Raw genomic sequence first — 24,403 nt, 5'->3', positions numbered from 1 at the left:
CCTGTGGACGGCCGACGCGACTCCTCGTCGTGGACACTTGCGGGGCATTCCAACCTCACAGACCGCCCCGCAAGTGTCCACAACGCGGGGAGGGCAGGAGGGGCGGCGGGCTACTTCGCGTAGGAGTGGAGGCCGGAGCCGAAGAGGTTGACGATGTAGTAGCTGGTGACGAAGGTGGCGAAGCCGACGATCGCGATCATCGCGGCGCGCTTGCCCTTCCAACCGGCGGTGGCGCGGGCGTGGAGGTAGCCGGCGTAGACGACCCAGGTGATGAAGGCCCAGACCTCCTTCGGGTCCCAGCCCCAGTAGCGGCCCCACGCGTAGTGCGCCCAGATCGGGCCGGCGATGAGGGCGCCGAAGGTCCACAGCGGGAAGCCGACGGCGATCACGCGGTAGGCCAGCCGGTCCATGACCGCCGCCGACGGGAAGCGCGACAGACGCGGTCCGACCGTGCCGTTGTCCTCCGCCCGCTGACGCACCAGGTACATGACCGACGCCGCCGTGCCGAGCAGGAAGAACGCACCCGCGATCATCACCGCCGCCACGTGGATGACGAGCCAGTAGGAGTGCAGCGCCGGCACGAGCGGACCCGGCTCGACGTACGTCGAGACCGCCAGGCCCAGCACCGCCAGCGCGAACCCGGTGACGATGCCACCGACCCACTCGATCGGCGACACGCGCGCGACGACGACGTACACGAGCAGCGCGATGAACGCGCCGCCCACGCCGAACTCGTACATGTTGCCCCACGGCACACGCTGCGACGCGAGACCACGGGTGACCATCGCGAGCCCGAGCACGACGGTGCCCAGCACGGTCAGCGAGTACGCGACGGAGCGCAGGACGTCGGAGCGGCTCGCCGACTCCTGCTCGACCGGCTCCGCGGGGACGCCGCCGGCGCCGACCGCGACCGGCTGCTCCTCCTTGACGACCTGACGGGCGAAGCCCCACTCGGCCACGTACGCGAGGAACGCCAGCGCCACGACGATCATGCCGGAGGTGACGGCAAAGTTCGACACCTGCGTGTAGTCGGCGAGGTTCATCGGGGCTCCTTCTCCGGGTCGTCCGGTGGGTCGCCGAGGCCGCTGCGCAGCTGCGCCAGCAGGTCCTCGAGGCTCGTGCCGAGATCGTCGCGCGGCACGCGGTCGAGGGCGGCGACCTCCACCACGGTACGCGAACCCACCCGACGTGCACGGACCCAGGTGCGCCGCGGCCGCACGGCCAACGACAGCACGAGCCCGACGATGCCGATGCTGATGCCGCCGAGCGGCAGCCAGACGAGCGGCGTCGACGCGATCTGGAACCGAGCGAACAGCGTCAGGTCGGTGAACTCGATCGTGCCGCCGTCCGGGAGGTCGGCCTCCTGCCCCGGACTCAGGCTCACCCGGAAGTTCGAGCCGTCGGCGTTCTTGTACTGCTCGAGCTTGTCCTGGTCGAGGACGTACACCGACTGCGGCAGCCCGTCGTCGACACCGAGGTCGCCATGGAAGACGAACAGGCCGAGCAGCGGGTTGACGGCACCCGGGAACGCCGACACCGACGCCTCCTCGGTGCCGTTCGAGACCGCCGTGGGCAGGAAGAACCCCTGGAAGCCGAGCTGCTCGGGACGCGCGTCGGGCACCTTGATGACGCCGTTCGACGTGTACGTGCCGTCGGCCGGCAGGAACGGCACCGCACCGTCGAACACGACGTCGCCCTTCGCGTCGGTGATCTTCACGACCGGCGCGTAGCCCTGCCCGACGAGGAAGACCGACGTGCCCCCCACGTTCAACGGATGGTTCACGCGGATCTCGTACGGCTTCTCGCGGCCGTCGACGCCCTCGCGGTACGTGCCCGACGCCTCGAACAGGCGCGGCGCCCCCCGCTGCGGACCCGTCGTCCAGAAGCGGGCCACCATCTTGTCGAGCTGCAGCGAGAAGGGCGGCAGGTCGTTCGTGTCGAACAGCGCACCCGACGCGAACTCGTCGTACTGCGTGAGGACGTTGGCGAAGCCCTCGCCCTGCGTGACGATCGCGGCACCGCGGTAGCCCCACAGCGCACCGGCGGCCACCCCCACCAGCACCGCCACGATGCTCGTGTGGAAGACCAGGTTGCCGAGCTCGCGCAGGTAGCCGCGCTCGGCCCGCACCTCGCCGGTGCTTGTTGCCGCCCCCGGCCCGGCACCCCCGCCGGCGCTCTCTGCCGCCCCCGGCCCGGCACCCCCGCCGGTGCTTGATGCCGCCTCGTCGCGGACCACGTCGACACGGCTCGGCAGGAGCCGCGGACCGCGCAGCGCACCGCGCGCGACGGCCAGCACCTCCTCGACGTCGGCGTCGGTCTCGAAGGTGGCCGACGCCGGCAGCCGGTCGAAGTTGCGGGGGGCCCGCGGCGGACGCGCGCGCACCGACCTCAGGTAGACCTTCGTGCGCGGCAGGATGCAGCCGATGAGCGAGACCATCAGCAGCACGTACACCGCGCTGAACCACGGCGACGTGTACGTGTGGAAGACGCCGAGCCGCTCCAGCCACGGCGAGAGGTCGGGGTGACGGGCCTGGAACGCCTCGACCGCGCGGGCGTCGACACCACGCTGCGGCACGACCGAGCCGGGGACCGCCGCGATGGCGAGCAGCAGCAGGAGCAGGAGCGCCGTGCGCATCGACGTCAGCTGGCGCCACGCCCACCGCAGCGTCTCGACCGGTCCGAGCGCCGGGGCGAGCTCCGCGGGCGCGCGGTCCTTGCGGGAGCGGGCCATCAGATCGCCGCCCCGTAGCCGCCGGCCCACGTCTGGAGCTGCACGACGACCGCGTCCCACACGCCCGTGACGAGCAGGACGCCGACGACGACGAGCAGGCCGCCACCGACCCGCTGGAGGGTCTGCTGGTGCCGGCGGGCCCAGCGGACGGCGTGCATGAACCGGCCGAAGCCGAGCGCCGCGAGCACGAACGGGACGCCGAGCCCGAGGCAGTACACGAAGGTCAGGAACGCACCCCGCTCGAGCGTGCCGGAGTTGTTCGCGAGGGTGAGCACCGCGCCCAGCGTCGGGCCGATGCAGGGCAGCCAGCCGAGGCCGAAGAACAGCCCGAGCAGTGGCGCGACCGCGACCCCCACCGCGGGCACCGCGTGCACGCGCACGTCGCGCTGCAGGATGGGCAGCACGCCGCTGAAGACGAGTCCGAGCACGATCACCACGATGCCCAGCACCACCGACATGGCACGGCGGTAGTCGTAGAGCTCCTGCCCGAGCGCCCCGAACAGGGCCCCGCCGGTCACGAAGACCACCGTGAAGCCGAGGACGAAGAGCACCGACCCGAGCAGCAGCCTCGACCGACCCTTCGTCTCGAGGTCCTGCACGCCGACGCCGCTGACGTAGGAGAGGTAGCCGGGCAGCAGGGGCAGCACGCACGGGGAGAAGAACGACACGAGCCCCGCCAGCACGGCGATCGGCACGGCCAGCAGCAGCGACCCCGACAGGACGGTGTCGGCGAACCAGTCGGTCACGAGGTGCTCGCCAGGACGTCGTCGAGGACGCCGGACAGCGTCGAGGCGCGCAGCTCGGGGTCGATGACGCGGGCGGCCACCCGGCCCTTCGCGTCGATCACCCACGTGGTGGGGATGGCCTGCGACGGGAGGCTGTCGGCGAAGCCGAGCTGCTGGCGGCCGTCGGAGTCGACGATGCTCGGGTAGGTCGTGCCGATCCGCTCCTCGAAGGCCCGCGCGGCAGCGGTCTGGTCGCGCACGTTCAGGCCCAGGAACTGCACGCCGCGGTCGGCGTACTGCTGGGCCACCTCCTCCAGCACCGGCGCCTCCTTGCGGCACGGCGGGCACCAGGAGCCCCACACGTTGACGACGAGGGTCTTGCCGGCGAAGTCGGCCGAGCTGATGCGCTTGCCCTCGAGGTCCTCGCCCTCCAGCACCGGCGCGTCGGTGCGGTCCTCGACGGGGACCGACGTGACGAAGCGGCTGGCGCTCACGTAGCCGCCGGTGGAGCCCTCGGTGCCGCGACCGGAGCACGCCGCGAGCACGACGAGGGCCAGGGCGAGGACGACGGCGGCGCCGCGGCGGCGCGAGGAACGGCTCACGGCTCAGGCGCCCCCGACGAACTTCTTGCCGGCCTTCAGGGCGTCGGGCAGGAGGTCGCCGGCCGGCTCGGCGTACGTGAAGCCGACGTAGCGGTCGCCGTCGAAGGTCAGGCTGGTCAGGCTGGCGAGCGAGCACTGGCGGGTGCGCGGGTCGTGCACGAACGACTTCTTCTCGTAGGCCTGGCGCGCGATCCACACGGGGAGCTGGTGGGACACGATGACGGCCTCGTGCCCGCGGGCGGCGTCGCGGGCGTCGGCGACGGCAGCCTGCATGCGCGCGGCGATCTCGCGGTACGGCTCGCCCCACGACGGGCGGAACGGGTTGCGCAGCAGCCACCAGTTCTTGGGGTGCAGGAGCGCCTTCGGCTCGGCACCGACCGTGCGACCCTCGAAGAGGTTGTCGGCCTCGATGACGCGGTCGTCGGTCGTGACCGGCGCCTCGAGCAGCTTGGCCAGCGGGGCCACGGTCTGCTGGGCGCGCTCGAGCGGGGAGGAGACGAGGTGCACGATCTCGTTCGTCGACAGGTGGTCGGCGGCGCGCTCGGCCATCTGGTGCCCGAGGTCGGACAGGTAGAACTCCGGGAGCCGTCCGTAGAGGACGCCCTGCGGGTTGTGCACCTCGCCGTGGCGCATCAGGTGGACGATGGTGCGTTCGCTCATGGGGGTTTCCTCGCGGTGGACGGTGTGCCGTCGGGCTCGGTCAGGCCGGGGTGGCCGCTGCAGCGGCACGCGCCGCGGCGGGCAGGGCCTCGGCCATCCTAGTGAGTGCCTCGTCGTCGTGAGCCGCCGAGACGAACCAGGACTCGTAGGCGCTCGGCGGCAGGTACACGCCGGCGTCGAGCATGGCGTGGAAGAAGGCGGTGTAGCGGTGCGTCTCCTGGCGCTGCACGCCGGCGAAGTCGTGCACGGGCTCGGTCAGGCCCCACACGACGCTGAACATGCTGCCGACGTTCTGCACGACGTGCGGCACGCCCGCGTCGTCGAGCGCCGACGACACGAGCGCCCGGGCCTGGGCCGACCAGTCGTCGAGGCGGGCGTAGGCCGCGTCGTCGGCGAGGCGCAGCGTGGTGAGCCCCGCGGTGGACGCGACGGGGTTCCCGGCGAGGGTGCCCGCCTGGTACACCGGGCCGCTCGGCGCGAGGAGGGCCATGACGTCGGCGCGCCCGCCGAACGCGGCCGCGGGGAACCCGCCGCCCATGACCTTGCCGAACGTGAGGAGGTCGGGACGCCAGCCCTCCTGGGCGCCGTCGAGGCCCCAGTGGCCGGAGCGGGTCACGCGGAAGCCGGTCATGACCTCGTCGCTGACGAGCAGCGCCCCGTGCGCGGCGCACGTCTCGGACAAGAACTGGTTGAAGCCGGGCAGCGGGGAGACGACGCCCATGTTGCCGGCGGCGGCCTCGGTGATGACGCAGGCGATCTCGTCGCCGTGCTCGGCGAACGCCGCGGTGACGGCGTCGCGGTCGTTGTAGGGCAGGACGATCGTGTCGGCGGTGACGTGCGCCGGGATGCCCGGTGAGCCCGGCAGGCCGAGGGTGACGACACCCGACCCCGCCTCGGCGAGCAGGGAGTCGACGTGACCGTGGTAGCAGCCGGCGAACTTCACCACCCGCGTGCGACCGGTGAACCCGCGGGCGAGGCGGATCGCCGACATCGTGGCCTCGGTGCCCGACGTGACCATGCGGACGAGGTCGACGGGCGTCCGGGCGACGATCTCCTCGGCGAGCTCCACCTCCGGCGGGCTCGGGGTGCCGAACGACGTGCCACGGCTGGCTGCCTCGGTGACCGCGGCGATGACCTCCGGGTGCGCGTGGCCGAGCAGCATCGGTCCCCAAGAGCCGACGAGGTCGAGGTAGCGCGTGCCGTCCGCGTCGTGCAGCCAGGCACCCTGGGCCGACGTCATGAAGCGCGGGGTCCCGCCGACGGCTCGGAAGGCGCGCACCGGGGAGTTCACGCCACCCGGCGACACCTGGACGGCGCGGTCGAACCACTGCTGGGACTGCGGGGTGGAGGACATGGTCTCCATTGTTCCGGGTCGGGCCCAGCGCCGGGACGGCGGCAGAGGGCTCACGCCGTCGCTCAGGCGTGCCGGACGAGCCACTCGGACGTAACCTGAGGGACACATCCGTCGTTGATGAGATGCAGGCCACATCCACGAGGGAGTGGTGGCCGGTAACATCTGGTTACTGTGACCGCCGCCACGGCGGTCGCGGGAGGGACACGAGACGTATGGGAGCACGCAAGCTCAGCCGCTGGCAGAAGGCCAGCGCCCTGGTGCCGATGAGTCTGCTGGTGGTCGCCTGGGGAGCGGCGATCAGCAACACGGGTCTGGCCACGGCCAGCGACCGGGTGAGCGCCGACGACATCCCCGACGTCCCCGCCACGGCGTTCGAGCAGCCGGCGAGCGTGCAGGCAGCGCCCCCAGGCGTCGACTCGCGCGCCGGTGCGAGCGGCACCCTGGCGACGCTGTCGACCAACGGCATCCCGACGGCCGCGCTGTCGGCGTACCGCCGTGCGGAGGAGCTGCTGGGCAAGGCCGACCCGTCCTGCAACCTCCCGTGGCACCTCGTCGCCGCGATCGGCCGGGTCGAGTCCAACCACGGTCGTACCGGTGGCAACGCGCTCGACGCGAAGGGCGTGGCGAAGCCGGGCATCTACGGCATCCCGCTCGACGGCCGCGACGGCATCGCCGAGATCCGCGACACCGACAACGGCGGGCTCGACGACGACGCGGTCTACGACCGCGCGGTCGGTCCGATGCAGTTCATCCCCGGCACGTGGCGCTCGGTGGGCGTCGACGCCGACGGCGACGGCAAGAAGGATCCCCAGAACATCAACGATGCCGCCACGGCGGCCGCCATCTACCTGTGCTCCGGCAGCGGCGACCTGTCGACGCAGGACGGCGCCGCCGCAGCGGTCCGCCGGTACAACAACTCCTCGGAGTACGTCGACCTGGTGCTCGGCATCAGCAAGGCGTACGCGAGCGGCGACTTCACCGCCACCCCGAACGGCACGTCGACCGGCTCGGTCCTGACCAGCCGCTCGTTCGACCAGACCCTGACCCCCGCCCAGCGTCGCGACGCGGCCAAGCAGGAGCAGAAGGTCCAGGAGTCGACGAAGAAGCCGCGCGGCACCAGCTCCTCCTCCGGCGGGTCCTCGAGCGGTTCGTCCGGCGGCTCCACCGGCGGGTCCGGCGGCTCCACGGGCGGTTCGTCCGGCGGCGGCTCCACCGGCGGCTCGGGCGGCTCCGGCGGCACGGGCGGCGGCTCCACCGGCGGGTCCGGTGGCGGCTCCACCGTCGGCGGTGCCGTGCAGGGTGCCGTGAAGGACACCCCCCTCGCGCCCATCACGAAGCCGGTGACCGACCTGCTCAGCGCCACCGAGGCGAACCTGCGCTGCGCCGTCGAGGTCTCCCTGCTCCCCGTCGACACCCACGCGGCCCGCTTCAAGGCCTGCATGGACAAGTACACGAAGGGCTGACCCGCCCCGACGACGAACCCCCGGCCGGCGGTCGGGGGTTCGTTGCGTCGGGGGGCTCTTGGGGTCTCGCGTCGGCGGCGTTTCTCGTCGACCTGCGGGTGCGCTGGCGCAGCTTCTCGTGGGAGTGGGGCTGCGCTGGCGCGGCTTGTCGTGGAGGTGGTCTCCGCAAGGGCCTCGACCGGGCGGCTGGCGGGCGCGCTGGGTTGGGTTCTCGGGCTGTGACTCGCGTGGGACGCAAGAATCTGCGTTCGTGCGCTGAGATCGAAGGATTCTGCGTTTGCTACGGGATCCCGTCGTCAACGCAGGGTGGTCTCAACCGGTAGTTGCAAGACGATGTGACTACTGGAGGTGGGTATGCCTGGTTCTCGTCTGGTCGAGGGTGAGCGGTGGGTGATCGAGCGTGGTTTGGAGGCTGGTCTGACGCAGGGCCAGATCGCTGCGGTGCTGGGTCGTTCGCCGGCGACGATCTCGCGTGAGGTGCGTCGTGGTGGTGGTCCGCGTTCGTCGCGTGCCGGTGTGGTGCTGATCGGTCGGCCTGCCCGTTATCGGGCGTCCAAGGCGCAGCGGTTGGCGCGGCGGCGGGCTTGTCGACCCAAGCCGTGCAAGGTGGTGGGCGAGCTTGCTGCGGTGGTCGCTGGCTTGTTGGAGGCTGACTGGTCACCACAGCAGATCGCCGCCATGTTGCCGAGCCTGTATCCGGACGATGAGGCTATGCGCGTGAGTCACGAGACGATCTACCAGTCGCTGTTCGTGCAGACCCGTGGCGAGCTGCGCAGGGAGCTGACGGCGCATCTACGCACCGGTCGGGTCGCGCGCGGCACGAAGACCCGTAGCGAGAAGATCGGCAAGCTCAAGGGCATGGTCTCGATCTCCGCGCGGCCGGCTGAGGCAGATGATCGGGCCGTGCCCGGCCATTGGGAGGGCGACCTGCTGCTGGGCGGGATCGGCAAGGGCCAGATCATCACGCTGGTCGAACGCCGATCCCGGTTCGTACTCCTGGCGCCGTTGAACACCTCGCGCACCGCGGCCGATACCCGCGAGCAGCTGACCGCGATCATCGCCCGGCTCCCGTTGGAGCTGCGCAAGTCCCTGACCTGGGACCAGGGCCGCGAGATGGCCCAACACGCCCAGTTCACCATCGCCACCGGCATGCCCGTCTACTTCTGCGACCCCCACTCGCCCTGGCAGCGCGGCAGCAACGAGAACACCAACGGACTCCTGCGCCAGTACTGGCCCAAGGGTGCGGACCTGCGCCACGTCACCCAGGACGAATGCGACGCCATCGCCCTACGCCTGAACACCCGCCCACGCCAGACCCTCGGATGGAAGACTCCAGCCCAGACCCTCAACGAAGGGCTACTTGCAACAACCGGTTGAGCCCAACCAGAAGCGTTCGGCCTTCTACGCGCGAATGAAGAATCTTGGGTGCACTTGGCGTTGGGGTGACGAACGCTTCTCCCTTCTCGTGGCACGGTCCACGCGAAGGAAGCATCGCTGCCACGGCTAGCCCGCTCGGCGGTGGATCTGCCACCTGTAGAGCGCTCAGAAGGTGGCGGATCCACCGATGAGGGCGTCTCGGTGGCGAATCCACCGCTCAGGGGGCGCGAACGCAGATTCTTGCGTCCACCCCGAGCGCAACCCGCAGCCCGAGACCCCAGACCAGTGCGGCACCCAGCCGCCCGGTCGAGGCCCTTTCGGAGCGCAGGACGAGTCGAAGCCGCACCGACGCAGCCGCAGGTCGAGCAAGAACCCGCACCGACGCAGCCGCAGGTCGACCCCAGCCGAGCCGAGCCGAGCCCTCAGGCGCGGCGGGCGATCTCCGCGGCCCAGTAGGTGAGGACGATGTCGGCGCCTGCGCGGCGGATGGAGGTGATCGTCTCCGAGACGGTGCGCTCGCGGTCGATCCACCCCTTCTCGGCCGCGGCCTCGACCATCGCGTACTCGCCCGACACCGTGTAGGCGGCGACGGGGAGGTCGACGGCGGCGCGGATGGACGCGACGAGGTCGAGGTAGGCGAGCGCCGGCTTCACCATGACGATGTCGGCGCCCTCGGCGACGTCGAGCAGGGTCTCGCGCAGCGCCTCGCGGGCGTTGCCGGGGTCCTGCTGGTAGGTCTTGCGGTCGCCCTGCAGGGAGGAGTCAACGGCCTCGCGGAACGGTCCGTAGAACGCCGACGCGTACTTCGCGGCGTAGGCGAGGATCGCGACGTCGGTGTGCCCCGCGTCGTCGAGCGCCTCGCGCACCACCGCGACCTGGCCGTCCATCATGCCGCTCGGGCCGACGAGGTGGGCCCCCGACTCGGCCTGCACGACACCCATCCGACCGTAGATCTCCAGCGTCGCGTCGTTGTCGACGCGACCCTGGTCGTCGAGCACGCCGCAGTGGCCGTGGTCGGTGAACTCGTCGAGGCACAGGTCGGCCATGACGAGCAGGTCGTCGCCGACCTCGTCGCGGGCGTCGGCCAGGGCGACGTTGAGGATGCCGTCGGGGTCGAGCGCCCCGGAGCCGACCGCGTCCTTGTGCTCGGGCACGCCGAACAGCATGACGCCGCCCAGGCCGAGACCGGCCGCCTCACGCACCGCCTCACGGGCCGACGCGCGCGTGTGCTGCACGACGCCCGGCATGCTCGCGATGGGCTTGGGCTCGGTGAGCCCCTCCGCCACGAACATCGGCAGGACCAGCTGCGACGGCTCCGTGCGCGTCTCGCGCACGAGCGCCCGCATGGCGGGCGTCGTGCGGAGACGGCGCGGTCGGTGGACGGGCGGTCCGCCCAGCGGCCGGCGACCCAACGACGGTCGGTCCTGGGACGTCACGTCAGGCCTTGCGCCGCGACGACGGCTTCTTCTGCGACGGCTTCAGCACCGGCTCCCCCGCCTCCAGGAAAGCAAGGCGACGGGCGGCACCGAACTCGGCGAGCGCGTCCGCGAGGACGTCCGCCGACGGCTGCTCGGCGAGGACGTCGACCCGCAGGCCGTGCTCCTCCGCCGTCTGCGCCGTGGCCGGGCCGATGCACGCGATGATCGTCGACGCGTGCGGCTTGCCCGCGATCCCGACCAGGTTGCGCACCGTCGAGCTCGACGTGAACAGCACCGCGTCGAACTTGCCGGTCTTGATCGCCTCACGCGTCGGCGCCGGCGGCGGCGCCGCCCGCACCGTGCGGTAGGCGGTCACGTCGTCGACCTCCCAGCCGAGCTCCTGCAGACCGGCCACGAGCGTCTCGGTGGCGATGTCGGCGCGCGGCAGGAACACCCGGTTGATCGGGTCGAGCAGCTCATCGAACGGCGGCCACTCCTCGACCAGGCCGCGAGCCGACTGCTCGCCGCTTGGCACGAGGTCGGCGCGGATGCCCCACGTGCTGATCGCCTCGGCGGTCTTCTCGCCGACGGCAGCGATCTTCAGGCCCGAGAACGCGCGCGCGTCGAGGCCGTACTCCTCGAACTTCTCGCGCACGGCCTTCACGGCGTTCGCGCTGGTGAACGCGACCCACTCGTAGCGGCCCTCGACGAGGCCGCGGACGGCCTTGTCCATCTGCTGGGGGTTGCGGGGCGGCTCGACGGAGATCGTCGGCACCTCCTCCGACACCGCGCCGTAGGAGCGCAGGCGCGCGGCCAGGCCGGCCGACTGCTCCTTCGTGCGCGGCACGAGCACGCGCCAGCCGTACAGCGGCTTCGTCTCGAACCACGACAGCGCCTCACGCATCGCGACGACCTCGCCGACGACGGTGATCGCCGGCGACGTCATGGCCGCGGCCTTCGCGTCGACGGCGATGTCGGCGAGCGTCGACACGACGGTCGTCTGCTCGGTCGTGGTGCCGACGCGGGTCATGGCGACGGGCGTCTCCGGGGAGCGTCCCGCCTCGATCAGGCCGGCGGCGGCCTCACCGATGCGCGCGACCGCCGACAGCAGCACGAGCGTGTCGGTGCCGGCGTGGTCGGCCCAGGTGATGGTCGCGTCGCCGACGCTGACCACGCGGTACTGGCGGTGCGCCTTGTTGGTCAGCGGCACGCCCGCGTAGGCGGGGACGCCGGTGACGGACGAGACGCCGGGCACGATCTCGAAGGCGATGCCGGCCTTCGCGCACGCGGCGGCCTCTTCGGGCGCCGTGGCGTACGTGAACGGGTCGCCGCTGACGAGACGCACGACGTGGGCGCCGGTCTTGGCGTGCCGGACGACGAGGCGGGCGCGCGCGGCGTGGGTGAGGGCGGTGCCGTCCTCACCGACGCCGCCGTCCACGACCTCGACGCCTTCGGGCACGAGGGCAGCCTGCTCGGGCTGCTCGATGATGGCGACGTCGGCCTCGGCGATGAGCTCGGCCGCGCGGACGGTCAGCAGGCTGGCGTCGCCCGGACCGGTGCCGACGAAGCTGACGTGCCCCAGCGGCTTCGGGCTCCGCTTGGGCGCGGGGTCCTGCTTCACGGGTGCCTCGACGGTGGCGGTGGTGGGTGGTGTCACGGTGTCGGTCTTCTTCCTGGACTGCCGGGTGGTCATGAGGTGGGTCCGATCGATGTGCCGGACGGGGTGTCGGCCATCAGCTCGGACGCACCTTCGGCGAGCATCTCGGCAGCGAGACGTTCGCCGACCGCTGCCGGCTCGCTGAGCGGGCCGGAGGCGGACAGGCGGATGGTGGGTGAGCCGGAGGGGTCTCCGACCACGGCGCGCAGCCACAGCTCGTCGCCGTCGTCTCCCCAGACGACGTCGGCGAGCGCACCGACGGGTGCGCTGCACCCTGCCTCCAGCGCGGAGAGCAGGGAACGTTCGGCGGTGACGGCGGCCCGGGTGTCCGGGTCGTCGAGCACGGCGAGGATCGTAGCGGTCTCGGCGTCGTCGGCGCGACACTCGCAGGCCAGGGCGCCCTGGCCGGGCGCGGGGAGCACCTGGATCGGGTCGAGCACCTCGGTGGCCTCGTCCTCCCGGCCCAGGCGCAGGAGCCCGGCGCGGGCGAGGACGACGCCGTCGAGCTCGCCCGACGTGACCTTGCCGATGCGGGTGTCGACGTTGCCGCGCACGGGCACGATCTCGACGCCGAGCCCCAGCGCGTTGAGCTGTGCGGCGCGACGCGGCGAGCCGGTGCCCACCCGGGAGCCGGGCGGCAGCTCGCCCAGGGTGAGCCCGTCGCGCGCGACGAGCACGTCGCGGGGGTCCTCCCGCGACGTGACGGCCGCGAGGGTCAGGGCCGGGTCGGGCGTCGTCGGCAGGTCCTTCAGCGAGTGCACGGCGAGGTCGACCCGACCCTCCAGCACCGCCTCGCGCAGGGCCGCGACGAACACGCCCGTGCCGCCGATCTGCGTGAGGGGGGCCTGGTTCCGGTCGCCCTCGGTGCTGACCGTCACGAGCTGGACCTCGACACCGGTCAGCTCGGTGATGCGGGCGGCCACCTGCCCCGACTGAGTGGTGGCGAGGGCGCTGGCACGGGTGCCGAGACGCAGGGGGGCGCGGTCGCTCATCCCTTGCCTCCCTTCACCTGCGTGACGGCGTCGACCGTGGCGGGGTCGAGCGCGAACAGGTCCGACAGTGCGTCGGCGTACGTGAGACCCGCCGGACCGTCGACCAGCTGCTGCACGCGCACCGTCGGCGCGTGGATCAGCTTGTCCGCGACCCGCTTCAGCGCGATCCTGACCTGCTCGACCTGCTCCGGCGCGAGACCGTCGAGGCGGCCCAGCAGACGCGCCGTCTCGGCCTCCACGACCTCGGTGGCCATGCTGCGCAGCGCCTTCACGGTCGGCGTCACGCGCGACTGGGCCTTGGCGGCCAGGAAGCTGCGCACCTCGTCGGCGACGATCGCCCGCACCTGCTCCACGTCGCCGGCCAGCTCGGCGTTCTCCGAGCGCGCGGCGAGCGTGACCAGGTCGATGACGGTCACCCCGTCGAGCTCGCCCACGCCAGGGGCGACGTCGCGCGGCAGCGCCAGGTCGACGAACACCATCTCCTCGGACCGGCGACCGCCGCGGGCGAGGGCAGCGGCCACCCGGTCGGTCTCGAAGACCGACCCGGCCGCGCCGGTACAGCTGATGACGACGTCGGCGGCCGCCAGCTCGACGTCGAGCGCCTCCCAACGGACGGCGCTCACCCCGAACGTGGCGACCAGCTCGTAGGCGCGCTGGAACGTGCGGTTCGCGACCATGATCCGACGCGGCTCGACACCACGCTCCACGAGCGTGCGGACGGCGAGGCTGGCCATCGTGCCCGCACCCGCCACCAGGAACCGGGTGTCGGGCTCGAGCACCACGTCGCCCACGGCGTCGAGGCCGGCCGTCACCGTCGACGGCGCCAGCCGGTCGATCCCGGTCTCCGCGTGCCCCCGCTTGCCGATCCGCAACGCCTGCTGGAACAGCGCGTTCAGCGCCGAGCCGACCGTCGACTCCGCCTGGCCCGTGTGCAGCGCCTGACGTACCTGGCCCAAGATCTGGCTCTCGCCGAGGATCATCGAGTCCATGCCCGCCGCCACCGAGAACAGGTGCGCGACCGCGGAGTCGTCGTAGTGCACGTACGCGTGCGACACGAGGTCCTCGCGCCCGAGGCCCGCGTGCTCAGCCAGCAGGTGCGAGACGTCCTCCAGGGCGTTGTGGAACCGGTCGGCCTCCACGTACACCTCGACCCGGTTGCACGTGGAGATGACGGCGGCCTCCGTGACCGACGCGGTCTCCAGCGCCCGGTGCGCGAGCTTGACCGCCGCGTCGGTGTCGAGCGACGCGCGCTCCAGCACGTCGATCGGGGCCGACCGGTGGGACATGCCCACCACCAACACGCTCATGCCGACACCTCCGTGGGAAGAGCACGGTACGGACGTGCCGGCACGAGGTGCCCATCGTTCGCGCCCCCGCAAGCGGGAGGTGCCCCCAGCTGGCGCTCGCTCATGCCGTCTCCGCCTTCCGCTGCTCGTGGTACGCGAGGATCTGCAGCTCGACCGAGAGGTCGACCTTGCGCACCTGCACGTGGGGCGGCACCTGCAGCACGGCAGGTGCGAAGTTGAGGATGCTCGTGACACCGGCGGCGACGAGCCGGTCGGCGACCTCCTGCGCGGCCTCGCCGGGCACCGCGACCACGGCGATCGCGATGGCGTGCTCCGCGACGACGGCGTCGAGCACGTCGAGCGGACGCACCTCGACGTCGCCGACCGTGCTGCCCACGCGGGACGGGTCGGTGTCGAGGACGGCCGCCACGCGGATGCCGCGCGGCGCGAAGCCGCCGTAGGTCGAGAGGGCCGAGCCGAGGTTGCCGGCGCCGACGATGACGACGTCCCACGTCTGCGTCTGCCCGAGGCCCCGCGCGATCTGGTACTGCAGGTACTCGACGTCGTAGCCGACTCCGCGGGTGCCGTAGGAGCCGAGGTGGGAGAGGTCCTTGCGCACCTTCGCGGGGTTCACGCCCGCGGCCTCGGCCAGCTCGACCGACGAGCAGGTCGCGGCACCCGCGTCGGCGAACGTCTGCAGCACCCGCAGGTACAGCGGCAGGCGGGCGAGCGTCGCGTCAGGGACGTCGCGGGTCGCCGATGCCGCCGCGGGATCGGGGGTCCCGGTCGGGGTCTCGCGCAGAAGGGTCACGGTGCTCCATCGCGCCGCAAAGGATTCACCCGACGTGGGCGGGCAGCGCACGGATCAGTTTACGAGCTTGTGAACGACGGAACAAAATCGACGACGGGGGTGGGTGGGATTCCTCACACGGGCCGTGGTAGGGCGACGCCGCTCCTCACCGTCGCCCCACTCGCTCGTGCTCAGCGTGCAGGGCGGTCGAGTGCCGCGACCAGCCGGCCCGGCGTCACGCGGAAGAAGTCGTGCTGACGGCCGTCGACGAACACCACCGGCACCATCGCGTGGAAGAGGCGCACGAGCTCGGGGTCGGTGTCGACGTCGACCCGTGCCCAGTCGCTGCCCTGCTCGGCGCAGACCCGCTCGACCTCCGCCTCGGCCGCCTCGCACAGGTGGCAGCCGGCGCGGCTGTACACGACCACCCGGGCGTCGTGAGCGTGCGGCACGGCAGGGGCGTGCCCGGCGGAACCGGGGGCCGACGGCACGTCGTCGGACGCCCCGGCGCGGCGACGGAACAGGCTCATCGGGCCTGGAGGCCGAGGTCCTGGCTGCGCGCCAGCGCCCGCAGCCGACCCTTGGCGACCTTGCCGGTGGCGGAGTGCGGCAGCCCCTCGACCACGACGACCTGGCGCGGCTGCTTGAACCGGGCCAGTCGCGTGGAGCAGTGCTCCAGCACCCGGGCCTCGAGACCGTCCGTGGCTGCACCGTCCCCGGCGACGACGAACGCCACGACCGCCTCGCCGGTCTGCTCGTCCGGGAGACCGACGACCGCCACCTCGGCGACGTCGTCGAGCTCGGCGACCACGAGCTCGACCTCGGCCGGGTAGACGTTGAAACCCGACACGATCACGAGCTCACGGACCCGGTCGACCAGCGTGAGGTCGCCGGTGTCGTCGAGGTAGCCGATGTCGCCCGTCGGGTACCAGCCGTCGTCGCGCGGACCGTCGGACCCGTCGGGCCAGTAGCCGGAGAAGAGGTTGCGTCCGCGCACCCACACCTCGGCCGGGTCACCGGGCTCGGCGTCCTGCCCGCTGGTGTCGACGAGGCGCAGCTCGACGCCCGGCAGCGGACGTCCGACGGAGCCGGGCCGCGGGGGCACGCCGTCCGGGCGGCCCGACGCGAGCGTCGCGGTGATGACGGGGGCGGTCTCGGTGAGCCCGTAGCCCTGCTCGACGACGTGCCCCGACGACGCCGCGAACTCCGCGGCGAGCTCGGGGTCGAGCGTGGAGGCACCGCTCAGCACGTGCTTGACGCCGGCGAGGTGCTCGCGCAGGTCGGCGCGGCCCGCCCACGCGGCGACCACCGGCGGGGCGAGGGCCACGTTCGTGACCCCCTCGTCGCGGATCGTGCGCAACAGGCCGGCCGGGTCGAAGCCGTCGACCATGACGACCCGCGCGCCCTGCCGCACAGCTTGGCCGAGCACGGCGTTCAGCCCGTAGATGTGGAACATGGGCAGCAGCCCGAGCACGACGTCGTCGGGCGTGACGATCGGCGGCTCGACCGCTGCGGTCTGCTCGATGTTGGCGAGCAGGGCACGGTGCGTCAGGATCGCGCCCCGCGGCTTGCCGCTCGTGCCCGACGTGTAGAGCACGACCGCCGGCGCCTCCTCGTCGCGGGGCGCGGCCGGCTCCACGTCGGGGGCGTCGCGCAGGAGACGGTCGAACGCGACCTCGCCCTCGCGTGGCGAGGTGCCGTCGACGACGACGAGGACGTCGAGGTCGGCCACCGCGGCACGCACCTGCTCCACGGCGCTCTCGTCGCACAGCACGACCCGCGCGCCGGAGTCGGCCAGCATGCGGCCGATCTCGCGCTCGGTCGAGCGCGGGTTGACCGGGACGGCGACCATCCCGCCGCGCAGGATCCCGAAGTAGGCGACGGCGAGGTCGATCCGGTTGGCCATCACGAGCGCGACGCGGTGCCCGGCGCGCAGGCCGACGCCGCTCAGCGCGCGGGACGCGGCGTCGACGTCGGCGTCGAGCTGTGCCCACGTCCGCTCCTGCCGTCCGCCGCGGTGCTCGACGAGGGCCACGGCCTCGGGCGAGCGTCGCGCGGCGGCGCTGACCAGCGCGGACACGTTCGAGGAGGTCACGACGCGAGTCAACCACAGAGGGCCAGCCCGCCGCGCCCCTCTCCCACCCCCTTCCGGTCCCCCCGTTTCGTGGACCTTGCGCCGGTTTCGGCGCCGGATTCCGTCATCAGGTCCGCAAAACGCGGGGAAGGGACGGGGAACCCGATAGGTTCGGGTCATGTCCAGCCAGCGGGTCCCCCGGCCGGGGCCGAACCTGCGGTCGCGGTCGGTGCTCGCCGGCCAGGCTGCGGCGGCCGCGAGCGAGGTCGAGCACTGGCTCGCCCCCGATCCCGACCCCGACGCCGCGGCGTTCTTCGACGTCGACAACACGATCATGCAGGGCGCGTCGATCTACCACTTCGCGCGCGGGCTGCACCAGCGCGACTTCTTCACCACGGGCGACATCGTCAAGGCCGCGTGGCAGCAGGTCTACTTCCGCCTGGCCGGCGTCGAGGACCCGGAGCACATCGCGAAGGCCCGCTCCTCGGCGCTCGCGTTCATCGCGGGCCACGACGTGTCCGAGCTGGAGGAGATCGGCGAGCAGATCTTCGACGAGCACATGGCACACAAGATCTGGCCCGGCACCCGCGCGCTGGCCCAGCAGCACCTCGACGCCGGGCAGCGGGTCTGGCTCGTGACCGCCGCGCCCATCGAGATCGCGGCGGTCATCGCCCGACGCCTCGGCCTCACGGGCGCCCTCGGCACCGTGGCCGAGCACGTCGACGGCACCTACACCGGCGAGCTGGTCGGTGAGCTGCTGCACGGCGAGGGCAAGGCCGTCGCCGTGCGCGCGATCGCCGAGCGCGAGGGCCTCGACCTCGAGCGCTGCTACGCCTACTCCGACTCCAGCAACGACCTGCCGATGCTCTCGCTGGTGGGCCACCCCTGTGCGATCAACCCCGACCCCCGGCTGCGCGCGCACGCGAAGGCGCAGGGCTGGGACGTGCGCGACTACCGCACCGGGCGCAAGGTCGCGCTCGCCGGCACGCGCGCCGCCGGCGTGGCCGTCGCGGGAGCCGCCGCCTGGCAGGCGGTCCGGACGCTGCGTCGGTCGCGCTGACCTGCACCGGCGTCGTGTTGGCCGGCTCGTTACCTGAGAACTCCTGACAGGAACCTCGTCAGGTGCTTAAGATCGTCCAGATCTTCGGGAGGGATCATGGAGGGTTGGACGGGAGCACTGCGCGCCGCGCTGCGGCTCGCCCTGCTGACGCCTGACGACCTGCGCCTGGCCATGGCGCTGGCCGAGCCGGCACCCGCGTCGCACGCGGCGTTCTCCAGCGGCCCCGTGGATCCCGACGGCGACCCTGAGGCCCTGCGGCTGCGCGCCCTCGTCGACCTCGCCCGCGAGGGCGACGTCGACGCCTTCGGCCACCTCTACGACCACTACGTCACCGGCATCTACCGGTTCATCTACTACCGCGTCGGCTCCCAGACCCTGGCCGAGGACCTCACCAGCGAGACGTTCGTGCGCGGGCTGCGGGCCATCCAGCGGTTCAGCTGGCAGGGCAAGGACTTCGGCGCCTGGCTCACGACGATCGCCCGCAACCTGGTGGTCGACCACTTCAAGTCCGGTCGTGCGCGGCTGGAGATCGTCTCCGACGACGTGCCGGAGGGCCCGCAGAGCGCTCCGAGCACCGAGGACGACGTGATGGCGCTGCTCTCCAACGAGATGCTGTTCGCCGCCGTGGCCGAGCTGCCGACGGAGCAGCGCGAGTGCGTCCTCATGCGCTTCATCCAGGGCCTGAGCATCGCCCAGACCGCCGCCGCGCTCGGGCGCACCGAGGGTGCGATCAAGCAGCTGCAGCTGCGCGCCGTGCGCAACCTCGCGAAGAAGATGCCCGAGGACGCACGATGAGTCCGAGATTCCTCGCGCGCACCGCGTCACGTTCCCGTAACCCGCACGTCTTCATGGTCGTTGGACCTCGTACCACCACGACCACAGACAGGACGACGCGATGATCCGCCGACCGGGCCGCGACGACGCCCAGGACTTCCACGACGCGTGGGAGTCCGGTGCGCACGGCACGGGCCAGGTCGCCGAGCTCGTCCGCACCGCGCAGACCCTGCGCGCGTCGGCCACCGTCGCACCCCGCCCCGAGTTCGCCTCGGCGCTGCGCGAGCGTCTGATGACCGAGGGCCAGACCGTCCTCGTCCCTGCTCCTGGCGCCTCCCGTCGCACCGCCGACGCGGCTGCCGGCGCACCGGCCGCCGCCCCGTCGCGTGCACGGCGCCGGCTCGCCACCGCAGCGGTCGCAGCCGTGTCGTCCCTCGGCGTCGTCGGCCTCGTGGCCGGCAGCGCCTCGGCCCTCCCGGGCGACGTGCTCTACCCGGTCAAGCGGACGGTCGAGGACGTCGAGCTCGCCCTGCACCGCTCCGACGAGGCGCGCGGCACCCAGCGCCTCGAGCTCGCGACCGAGCGGCTGCGCGAGGTCCGCGCCGTGATCGCCGACGGCTCGCCCGCTGCGCGCGGGCAGGTGCCCGCCCTGCTCGACGAGTTCAGCACGCAGGCCGAGCAGGGCTCGGCCTCGCTGTTCGACGCCTACGACACCGACGGCTCGACGGCCTCCATCGAGACCGTCAACGACTTCGCCGCCGCGTCCGCGGTCGACCTCACGACCATCGCCGCCGACGTGCCCGCCGACGCGTCGGAGTCGTTCTCCGCTGCGGCCGCTGCGGTCACCGACCTCGCCGGACAGGCCGGCCGGCTCTGCGCCAGCTGCGGCACCGCCGACCTCGGCTCGCTGGTCGGCGTCGTCCGCTCGGTGCTCGCCCCGGCCGACTCCGGCTCGGGGTCGCGACGCGAGGCCTCGGCCGGCCGCTCCTCCGCCGCGCCGTCGCCGTCGACGACTGGTGGCTCCGCCGCTCCGTCGACGATCACCCCGTCCACCACTCCGCCGCTCGTGCAGGTGCCGACCGTGCCCGCGCCGTCGCCCACCGCGACGCCGCGCAAGGGCCTCGGCACCGTCACCGACCCGCTGCTGGGCGGTCTGCTGGGCGACGACGACCAGGAGGGCCTCGTGCCCGGCCTGCTCGGCGGTCTGCTCGGCCCCAAGAAGTAGCACGCGCCACGTCGTCGTCGGCCCGGCGCGGCACGGGTGTGCCGTGACCGCCCGAGCATCACGGGCTCTGCTCAGAAGAAGGCGTTGCCTCGCTCGACGAGCAGCTGGTAGAGCGTCTGCTGGATCGTCTCGCGCACCTGGTCGGTGACGTTGAACAGCAGCATCGGGTCGTCGGCCGCGTCGGGCTCGTAGGCGTCGGTGCGGATCGGCTCGCCGAACTCGATGATCCACTTGCTGGGCAGCGGGATCATGCCGAGCGGTCCGAGCAGCGGGAAGAACGGCGTGATGGGCAGGTACGGCAGCCCCAGGAGCCGCGCCAACGACGGCACGTTGCCGACCAGCGGGTAGATCTCCTCGGCGCCGACGATCGAGACGGGCACGATCGGGACCTGGGCCCGCAACGCCGACGACACGAACCCGCCGCGGCCGAAGCGCTGCAGCTTGTACCGCTCGGCGAAGGGCTTGCCGATGCCCTTGAAGCCCTCGGGCCACACGCCGGCGATCTCGCCGGAGCCCAGCAGACGCTCGGCGTCCTGCGTGCAGGCGAGCGTGGCGCCGGCACGTCGCGCGACCTGGCCGACGAACGGCAGGGCGAACACGAGGTCGGCACCCAGCGGACGCAGGTCGCGACCCCCGTGGCGCTTGACCGCGTAGCCCGTCATCAGTCCGTCGATCGGCACGGTGCCGGAGTGGTTGGCCACGAGCAGCGCGCCGCCCTCGCTCGGGATGTTCTCCGCACCGCGGACCTCGAGCCGGAACCACTTCTCCGCGATGGGCTCGAACGCGGCCGTGAGGACCTCGGCGAGCTGCGGGTCGAAGCCGAAGTCGTCGACCTCGAAGTCGCCCGAGAGCCGCTTGCGCAGCGCCGCGACCGCGACGGCCAGCCGGTGCTCCCAGTCGCTGCCGAGGATCCGCTGCGCCGCCTGGACGACCGCCACGAGCACCTCCTCGACGGGCAGGCCCGGCAGGGTGGCTCGACCCGACGCCGTGCGCGTCTCGCGGGCGGCCTCCTCGGCCGCGGCCGCCGCAGCAGCGGCGGCGTCCTCCTCCGTGACGGCTCGCAGGTGCGGTGTCGCGTCGGGCCCCGAGGCGCTCGTCGACCGCCGAGGCCGCGACGGCGAGCCGCTCGCGGTCGACGTCGAGGCCTTGGGGCGACCCGCGCCGCTCTTCTTCGCCCCCGTCGTGTTCGCCGCAGTCTTGCGGGGCTTCTCGCGCGCCGGTGTGGTCGGCTCGACCGTGGGCGTGGTGGGGGTCTCGGGCTTGGCCGTGCGGGCGGGCTTGGTGGTGCTGCTCTCGGTCGTCGCCGACGCCGCAGCCTTTCGGACAGGCTTGCGCGGCGCGGCCTTGCCGCCGGCGAGTGACCGCGCGCCGGACGACGGTGAACCCCCGCGGGTGCCCCGGCCCGCGGCGCCGTCGGTGCCGATGGTGCGACGTTCGTCGTTCATCCGTGACCTCCCAGACGTGCCAGGACCCCGGGTCGCTGCGCGGCCCGGAACTCCTCGAACACCTCCTCGGTGGTGGCCGTCGGCTCGTACCCGAAGATGTCGCGCAGGGCGGAGATGTCGACGGCCCGACCGTGCATGAGCAGACGGTGCAGGTCGGGCGAGATCTCCCCGCCCATGCTGCGCACGACCCGTGCGGCGGCGGCACCGAAGCCGATGGCCGGCAGCGGGACGGTGGGCTTGCCGAGGCGTCGGGCGATCTGCGACAGCAGCAGGACACCGGGCCCGGCCGCGTTGAAGGTGCCCGGACGATCCTTCGTCACCGCCTCGGCGATGATCTCCAGGGTGTCGTGCAGCGACAGGAACTGCAGGCGCGGGTCGAACCCGAGCACCGACGGCAGCAGCGGGTTGCGCAGGTAGCTGTGCAACGGGCTCTCGATCTGCGGGTGCAGGGTCTGCGCGGCGCGCAGCGTCGTGATGAGGATCTCGGGGCGACGTCGGCTGAAGCCACGCACGTACGACTCGGCCTCGACGACGTCCTTCGGGAACCCGGTGCGGACGCCGCCGCGGGCGGAGTCGGACTCGCGGAACAGCGCGGGGTCGCGCGAGGAGGAGCCGTAGACGGCCGCGGACGAGCCGACGACCAGCTTGGAGACGGTCGCGGACCGCTGGCACGCGGCGAGCAGCTGCATCGTCCCGATGACGTTGCGCTCCTTGACGCCGCCACCACCGCCGAAGCGGTGGCTCGCGGGGGCGAGGTCGAGGTGGACGACGGTGTCGACGTCCTCGACGGCGATGACCTTGGCCACCACCGGGGTGCGGATGTCGGCGCGGACGAACTTGACGCCGCCGAGGTCACCGACGGGGGGACGCAGGTCGATCCCGACCACCCGGTCGATGCCGGCGGACGCGCCGAGCTCGGCCAGGTGTCGCGAGACGCGCGACGCGAGGGTCCCGGAGACCCCCGTGACGAGGACGACCCGCCCCATGGGGCCTACTTGCCGAGCTTGCGGCGCTGGACGCGGGTGCGCTTGAGCATCTTGCGGTGCTTCTTCTTCGACATCCGCTTACGACGCTTCTTGATGACTGAACCCACGAAACAAACCTCTACTCGGTGCGGTACTGGCGGAGGACCAGCCTACGCGACGGTGGACGGACCGACTCAGCCGGCCTCGTAGAACGACTTCTGGAGGTACTCGCGCACCGCCTGCTCGGGCACGCGGAAGCTCCGGCCTACGCGCAGGGCCTCCAGCTCGCCGTTGTGGACGAGCCGGTACACGGTCATCTTGGAGACGCGCATCTGCGCAGCAACCTCCGCGACGGTCAGGAAGGTCGTTCCTGCAGTCATGGTCCTCACCTCTTCCAGGGCACCGCGCACCCCCGGCTTCCCCTCCGGGAGTCGGCGCGGCTCGTGCTCGCAGCGTAGTGCCTCCTGGGGCTCCAGGGATAGCCGAGACGGAACGAGTTCCACGAGACCCGTGTGATCGGGACGTCCGGCCCGGGTCCAGGACCGGGTGGACGTGCGCCCGATGGTCAGAGGTGCGGGTCGAGACCGAGCAGCGGGAAGGTGTCGGTGCGTGCCGCGAGGATGTTGCGGTCGAGCCAGCTGGCCGGGTCGTAGCCCATCTCCCAGGCGCGGAACGAGGCCGAGCGTCCGTCGGTCATCCGCTGCGGCGCGCGCACGCCCCGCAGCCGCTCGACGTGGTCGCGCCAGCCCTGCGAGGTGGCGGCCTCCGGGTCGACGTCGTGGTCGGCGACGATGCCCAGCAGGTGCGTCCACGCCCGCGGCACGACCTCGGTCACGGCGTAGCCTCCGCCACCGGTGGCGACCCACCGGCCGCCGCACACCTCGCGCGCGAGGTCGCGGATGGCGAGGTACGACGCGCGCTGGCCGTCGACGCTGAGCATGAGGTTGGTGAGCGGGTCGTCCATGTGGGAGTCGCAGCCGTGCTGGCTGATGATGATCTCCGGGCCGAACTCGCGGATCACGTCGGGCACGACGGCGTGGAACGCGCGCAGCCAGCCGGCGTCGGACGTGCCGGGCGGCAGCGGGACGTTGACCGCCGTGCCCTCGGCCCCCTCCGCGCCCGTCTCCGTCGACCAGCCGGTGCCGGGGAACAGCGACTGCGGGCCCTCGTGGATCGAGATCGTGAGCACTCGCGGGTCGTCGTAGAACATCGCCTGCACGCCGTCGCCGTGGTGCGCGTCGACGTCGAGGTAGACGACCTTCTGCGCACCCTGCGCCAGCAGCCAGGCGATGCCGACGCCGAGGTCGTTGTAGATGCAGAAGCCGCTCGCCGAGCCGGGCATCGCGTGGTGCAGGCCGCCCGAGACGTTGACGGCGTGCGTGTTCTGCCCGGTCCACACGCGCCGCACGGCCTCGAGCGTGGCGCCGGCGATCAGCGCGCTGGCGTCGTGCATGCCGCCGAAGACCGGGTTGTCCTCGGTGCCCAGCCCGACGCTGGGGTCGGCGTGGGTGGGGTGCACCGACAGCTTGCGCACCTTCTCGACGTAGACGGGCGTGTGCACGGTGCAGAGCTGCTCGTCGGTGGCCGGCTCGGCACCGACGACCTCGAGGTGGTCGAGCACGCCGAGCTCGCCCGCGAGCACCATCGTCAGGTCGACGCGCACCGGCGCCATCGGGTGCGCGGCACCGAAGTCGTAGCCGGTGAGACGGTCGTCGAAGACGAGGCAGGGCCCCCCTGTGGCCTGGCCAGGGGTCTGCTCCGCCTCGTCGGCGGGTCCGTGCGGGGCGCGGTCCGGCATGGTCGAA

At 72.5% G+C, this 24,403-nt stretch carries 23 protein-coding genes; 5 read left to right on the top strand and 18 right to left on the bottom strand.

Annotated elements, in window-relative coordinates:
• Positions 1 to 110 precede the first annotated feature (110 nt).
• From ccsB to hemL, 6 genes are read right to left on the bottom strand one after another with little or no spacing between them, the layout of a single operon-like run.
• Positions 111 to 1,043, bottom strand: coding sequence for a c-type cytochrome biogenesis protein CcsB (gene ccsB, locus Aeryth_RS03170; RefSeq protein ID WP_067854559.1), 933 nt, complete (start codon positions 1,041 to 1,043; stop codon positions 111 to 113).
• The gene (gene resB, locus Aeryth_RS03165; protein ID WP_067854556.1) at positions 1,040 to 2,731 is read right to left on the bottom strand and encodes a cytochrome c biogenesis protein ResB; all 1,692 of its coding nucleotides are present in this window, start codon (positions 2,729 to 2,731) and stop codon (positions 1,040 to 1,042) included. The genes ccsB and resB overlap by 4 nt, the downstream gene beginning before the upstream one ends.
• A complete protein-coding gene (locus tag Aeryth_RS03160) occupies positions 2,731 to 3,477 on the bottom strand; it encodes a cytochrome c biogenesis CcdA family protein (RefSeq protein WP_067854553.1) in 747 nt (248 codons plus the stop codon). Before Aeryth_RS03160 ends, resB begins: the two co-directional genes overlap by 1 nt.
• Positions 3,474 to 4,058 (bottom strand): TlpA family protein disulfide reductase, encoded by a 585-nt coding sequence (locus Aeryth_RS03155; RefSeq protein WP_067854550.1) that lies wholly within the window; start codon positions 4,056 to 4,058, stop codon positions 3,474 to 3,476. The genes Aeryth_RS03160 and Aeryth_RS03155 overlap by 4 nt, the downstream gene beginning before the upstream one ends.
• A gap of 3 nt (positions 4,059 to 4,061) precedes the next feature.
• Entirely contained in the window at positions 4,062 to 4,718 is a 657-nt protein-coding gene (locus Aeryth_RS03150; RefSeq protein WP_067854547.1) for a histidine phosphatase family protein, read from the bottom strand.
• A gap of 40 nt (positions 4,719 to 4,758) precedes the next feature.
• Positions 4,759 to 6,072 (bottom strand): glutamate-1-semialdehyde 2,1-aminomutase, encoded by a 1,314-nt coding sequence (hemL, locus tag Aeryth_RS03145; RefSeq protein WP_202967702.1) that lies wholly within the window; start codon positions 6,070 to 6,072, stop codon positions 4,759 to 4,761.
• Between the two features lie 212 nt (positions 6,073 to 6,284).
• Between hemL and Aeryth_RS18095 the strand changes: the two genes are divergently transcribed.
• Together Aeryth_RS18095 and Aeryth_RS03135 are read left to right on the top strand one after the other, a co-directional pair.
• Positions 6,285 to 7,535 (top strand): lytic transglycosylase domain-containing protein, encoded by a 1,251-nt coding sequence (locus Aeryth_RS18095; protein ID WP_067854542.1) that lies wholly within the window; start codon positions 6,285 to 6,287, stop codon positions 7,533 to 7,535.
• A gap of 354 nt (positions 7,536 to 7,889) precedes the next feature.
• Positions 7,890 to 8,912: an IS30 family transposase gene (locus Aeryth_RS03135; protein WP_067854539.1), complete on the top strand. Its 1,023-nt coding sequence runs from the start codon at positions 7,890 to 7,892 to the stop codon at positions 8,910 to 8,912.
• Positions 8,913 to 9,334: 422 nt separating this feature from the next.
• Here Aeryth_RS03135 and hemB read toward each other — a convergent pair whose 3' ends face one another.
• The 7 genes from hemB to Aeryth_RS03100 all read right to left on the bottom strand — a co-directional run bounded on the left by hemB (position 9,335) and on the right by Aeryth_RS03100 (position 17,150).
• The gene (gene hemB, locus Aeryth_RS03130) at positions 9,335 to 10,348 is read right to left on the bottom strand and encodes a porphobilinogen synthase (RefSeq protein WP_257721384.1); all 1,014 of its coding nucleotides are present in this window, start codon (positions 10,346 to 10,348) and stop codon (positions 9,335 to 9,337) included.
• Between the two features lies 1 nt (position 10,349).
• A complete protein-coding gene (locus tag Aeryth_RS03125; protein WP_083516219.1) occupies positions 10,350 to 12,023 on the bottom strand; it encodes a bifunctional uroporphyrinogen-III C-methyltransferase/uroporphyrinogen-III synthase in 1,674 nt (557 codons plus the stop codon).
• Positions 12,020 to 12,979 carry a hydroxymethylbilane synthase gene (hemC, locus tag Aeryth_RS03120; RefSeq protein WP_067854531.1) on the bottom strand — a complete coding sequence of 320 codons (960 nt, stop codon included), beginning with the start codon at positions 12,977 to 12,979 and terminating at the stop codon, positions 12,020 to 12,022. The genes Aeryth_RS03125 and hemC overlap by 4 nt, the downstream gene beginning before the upstream one ends.
• Positions 12,976 to 14,286 (bottom strand): glutamyl-tRNA reductase, encoded by a 1,311-nt coding sequence (locus Aeryth_RS03115; RefSeq protein WP_067854528.1) that lies wholly within the window; start codon positions 14,284 to 14,286, stop codon positions 12,976 to 12,978. Before Aeryth_RS03115 ends, hemC begins: the two co-directional genes overlap by 4 nt.
• Positions 14,287 to 14,386: 100 nt before the next feature.
• The gene (locus tag Aeryth_RS03110; RefSeq protein ID WP_083516218.1) at positions 14,387 to 15,076 is read right to left on the bottom strand and encodes a redox-sensing transcriptional repressor Rex; all 690 of its coding nucleotides are present in this window, start codon (positions 15,074 to 15,076) and stop codon (positions 14,387 to 14,389) included.
• A 170-nt stretch (positions 15,077 to 15,246) separates the two neighbouring features.
• On the bottom strand, positions 15,247 to 15,585 hold the full coding sequence (locus Aeryth_RS03105) for a glutaredoxin family protein (RefSeq protein WP_083516217.1): 339 nt from the start codon (positions 15,583 to 15,585) through the stop codon (positions 15,247 to 15,249).
• Complete coding sequence (locus Aeryth_RS03100) at positions 15,582 to 17,150, bottom strand: AMP-binding protein (RefSeq protein WP_067854525.1); 1,569 nt, start codon at positions 17,148 to 17,150, stop codon at positions 15,582 to 15,584. Before Aeryth_RS03100 ends, Aeryth_RS03105 begins: the two co-directional genes overlap by 4 nt.
• A gap of 157 nt (positions 17,151 to 17,307) precedes the next feature.
• On the opposite strand from Aeryth_RS03100, the gene Aeryth_RS03095 reads away from it, so the two are divergent.
• The 3 genes from Aeryth_RS03095 to Aeryth_RS03085 all read left to right on the top strand — a co-directional run bounded on the left by Aeryth_RS03095 (position 17,308) and on the right by Aeryth_RS03085 (position 20,188).
• Entirely contained in the window at positions 17,308 to 18,189 is an 882-nt protein-coding gene (locus tag Aeryth_RS03095) for an HAD family hydrolase (RefSeq protein WP_067854522.1), read from the top strand.
• Between the two features lie 96 nt (positions 18,190 to 18,285).
• Positions 18,286 to 18,984, top strand: coding sequence for a sigma-70 family RNA polymerase sigma factor (locus tag Aeryth_RS03090; RefSeq protein WP_067854519.1), 699 nt, complete (start codon positions 18,286 to 18,288; stop codon positions 18,982 to 18,984).
• 100 nt (positions 18,985 to 19,084) lie between these two features.
• Positions 19,085 to 20,188, top strand: a complete 1,104-nt coding sequence (locus Aeryth_RS03085; RefSeq protein ID WP_067854516.1) for a DUF5667 domain-containing protein — start codon at positions 19,085 to 19,087, stop codon at positions 20,186 to 20,188.
• Between the two features lie 71 nt (positions 20,189 to 20,259).
• Here Aeryth_RS03085 and Aeryth_RS18090 read toward each other — a convergent pair whose 3' ends face one another.
• The 5 genes from Aeryth_RS18090 to Aeryth_RS03065 form a co-directional block, all read right to left on the bottom strand.
• Complete coding sequence (locus tag Aeryth_RS18090; RefSeq protein WP_193786276.1) at positions 20,260 to 21,633, bottom strand: lysophospholipid acyltransferase family protein; 1,374 nt, start codon at positions 21,631 to 21,633, stop codon at positions 20,260 to 20,262.
• A complete protein-coding gene (locus Aeryth_RS03075) occupies positions 21,630 to 22,619 on the bottom strand; it encodes an NAD-dependent epimerase/dehydratase family protein (protein WP_067854513.1) in 990 nt (329 codons plus the stop codon). The genes Aeryth_RS18090 and Aeryth_RS03075 overlap by 4 nt, the downstream gene beginning before the upstream one ends.
• Positions 22,620 to 22,624: 5 nt before the next feature.
• Positions 22,625 to 22,726: a 30S ribosomal protein bS22 gene (locus tag Aeryth_RS17265; RefSeq protein ID WP_012359487.1), complete on the bottom strand. Its 102-nt coding sequence runs from the start codon at positions 22,724 to 22,726 to the stop codon at positions 22,625 to 22,627.
• Positions 22,727 to 22,792: 66 nt separating this feature from the next.
• Positions 22,793 to 22,978 carry a helix-turn-helix domain-containing protein gene (locus tag Aeryth_RS03070; RefSeq protein ID WP_067861267.1) on the bottom strand — a complete coding sequence of 62 codons (186 nt, stop codon included), beginning with the start codon at positions 22,976 to 22,978 and terminating at the stop codon, positions 22,793 to 22,795.
• Between the two features lie 185 nt (positions 22,979 to 23,163).
• A complete protein-coding gene (locus tag Aeryth_RS03065) occupies positions 23,164 to 24,396 on the bottom strand; it encodes an acetoin utilization protein AcuC (RefSeq protein WP_083516215.1) in 1,233 nt (410 codons plus the stop codon).
• Positions 24,397 to 24,403 lie beyond the last annotated feature (7 nt).

The organism is Aeromicrobium erythreum (genome assembly GCF_001509405.1).
Lineage (GTDB): Bacteria > Actinomycetota > Actinomycetes > Propionibacteriales > Nocardioidaceae > Aeromicrobium > Aeromicrobium erythreum.
This window is presented reverse-complemented; position numbering and strand designations above follow the sequence as displayed.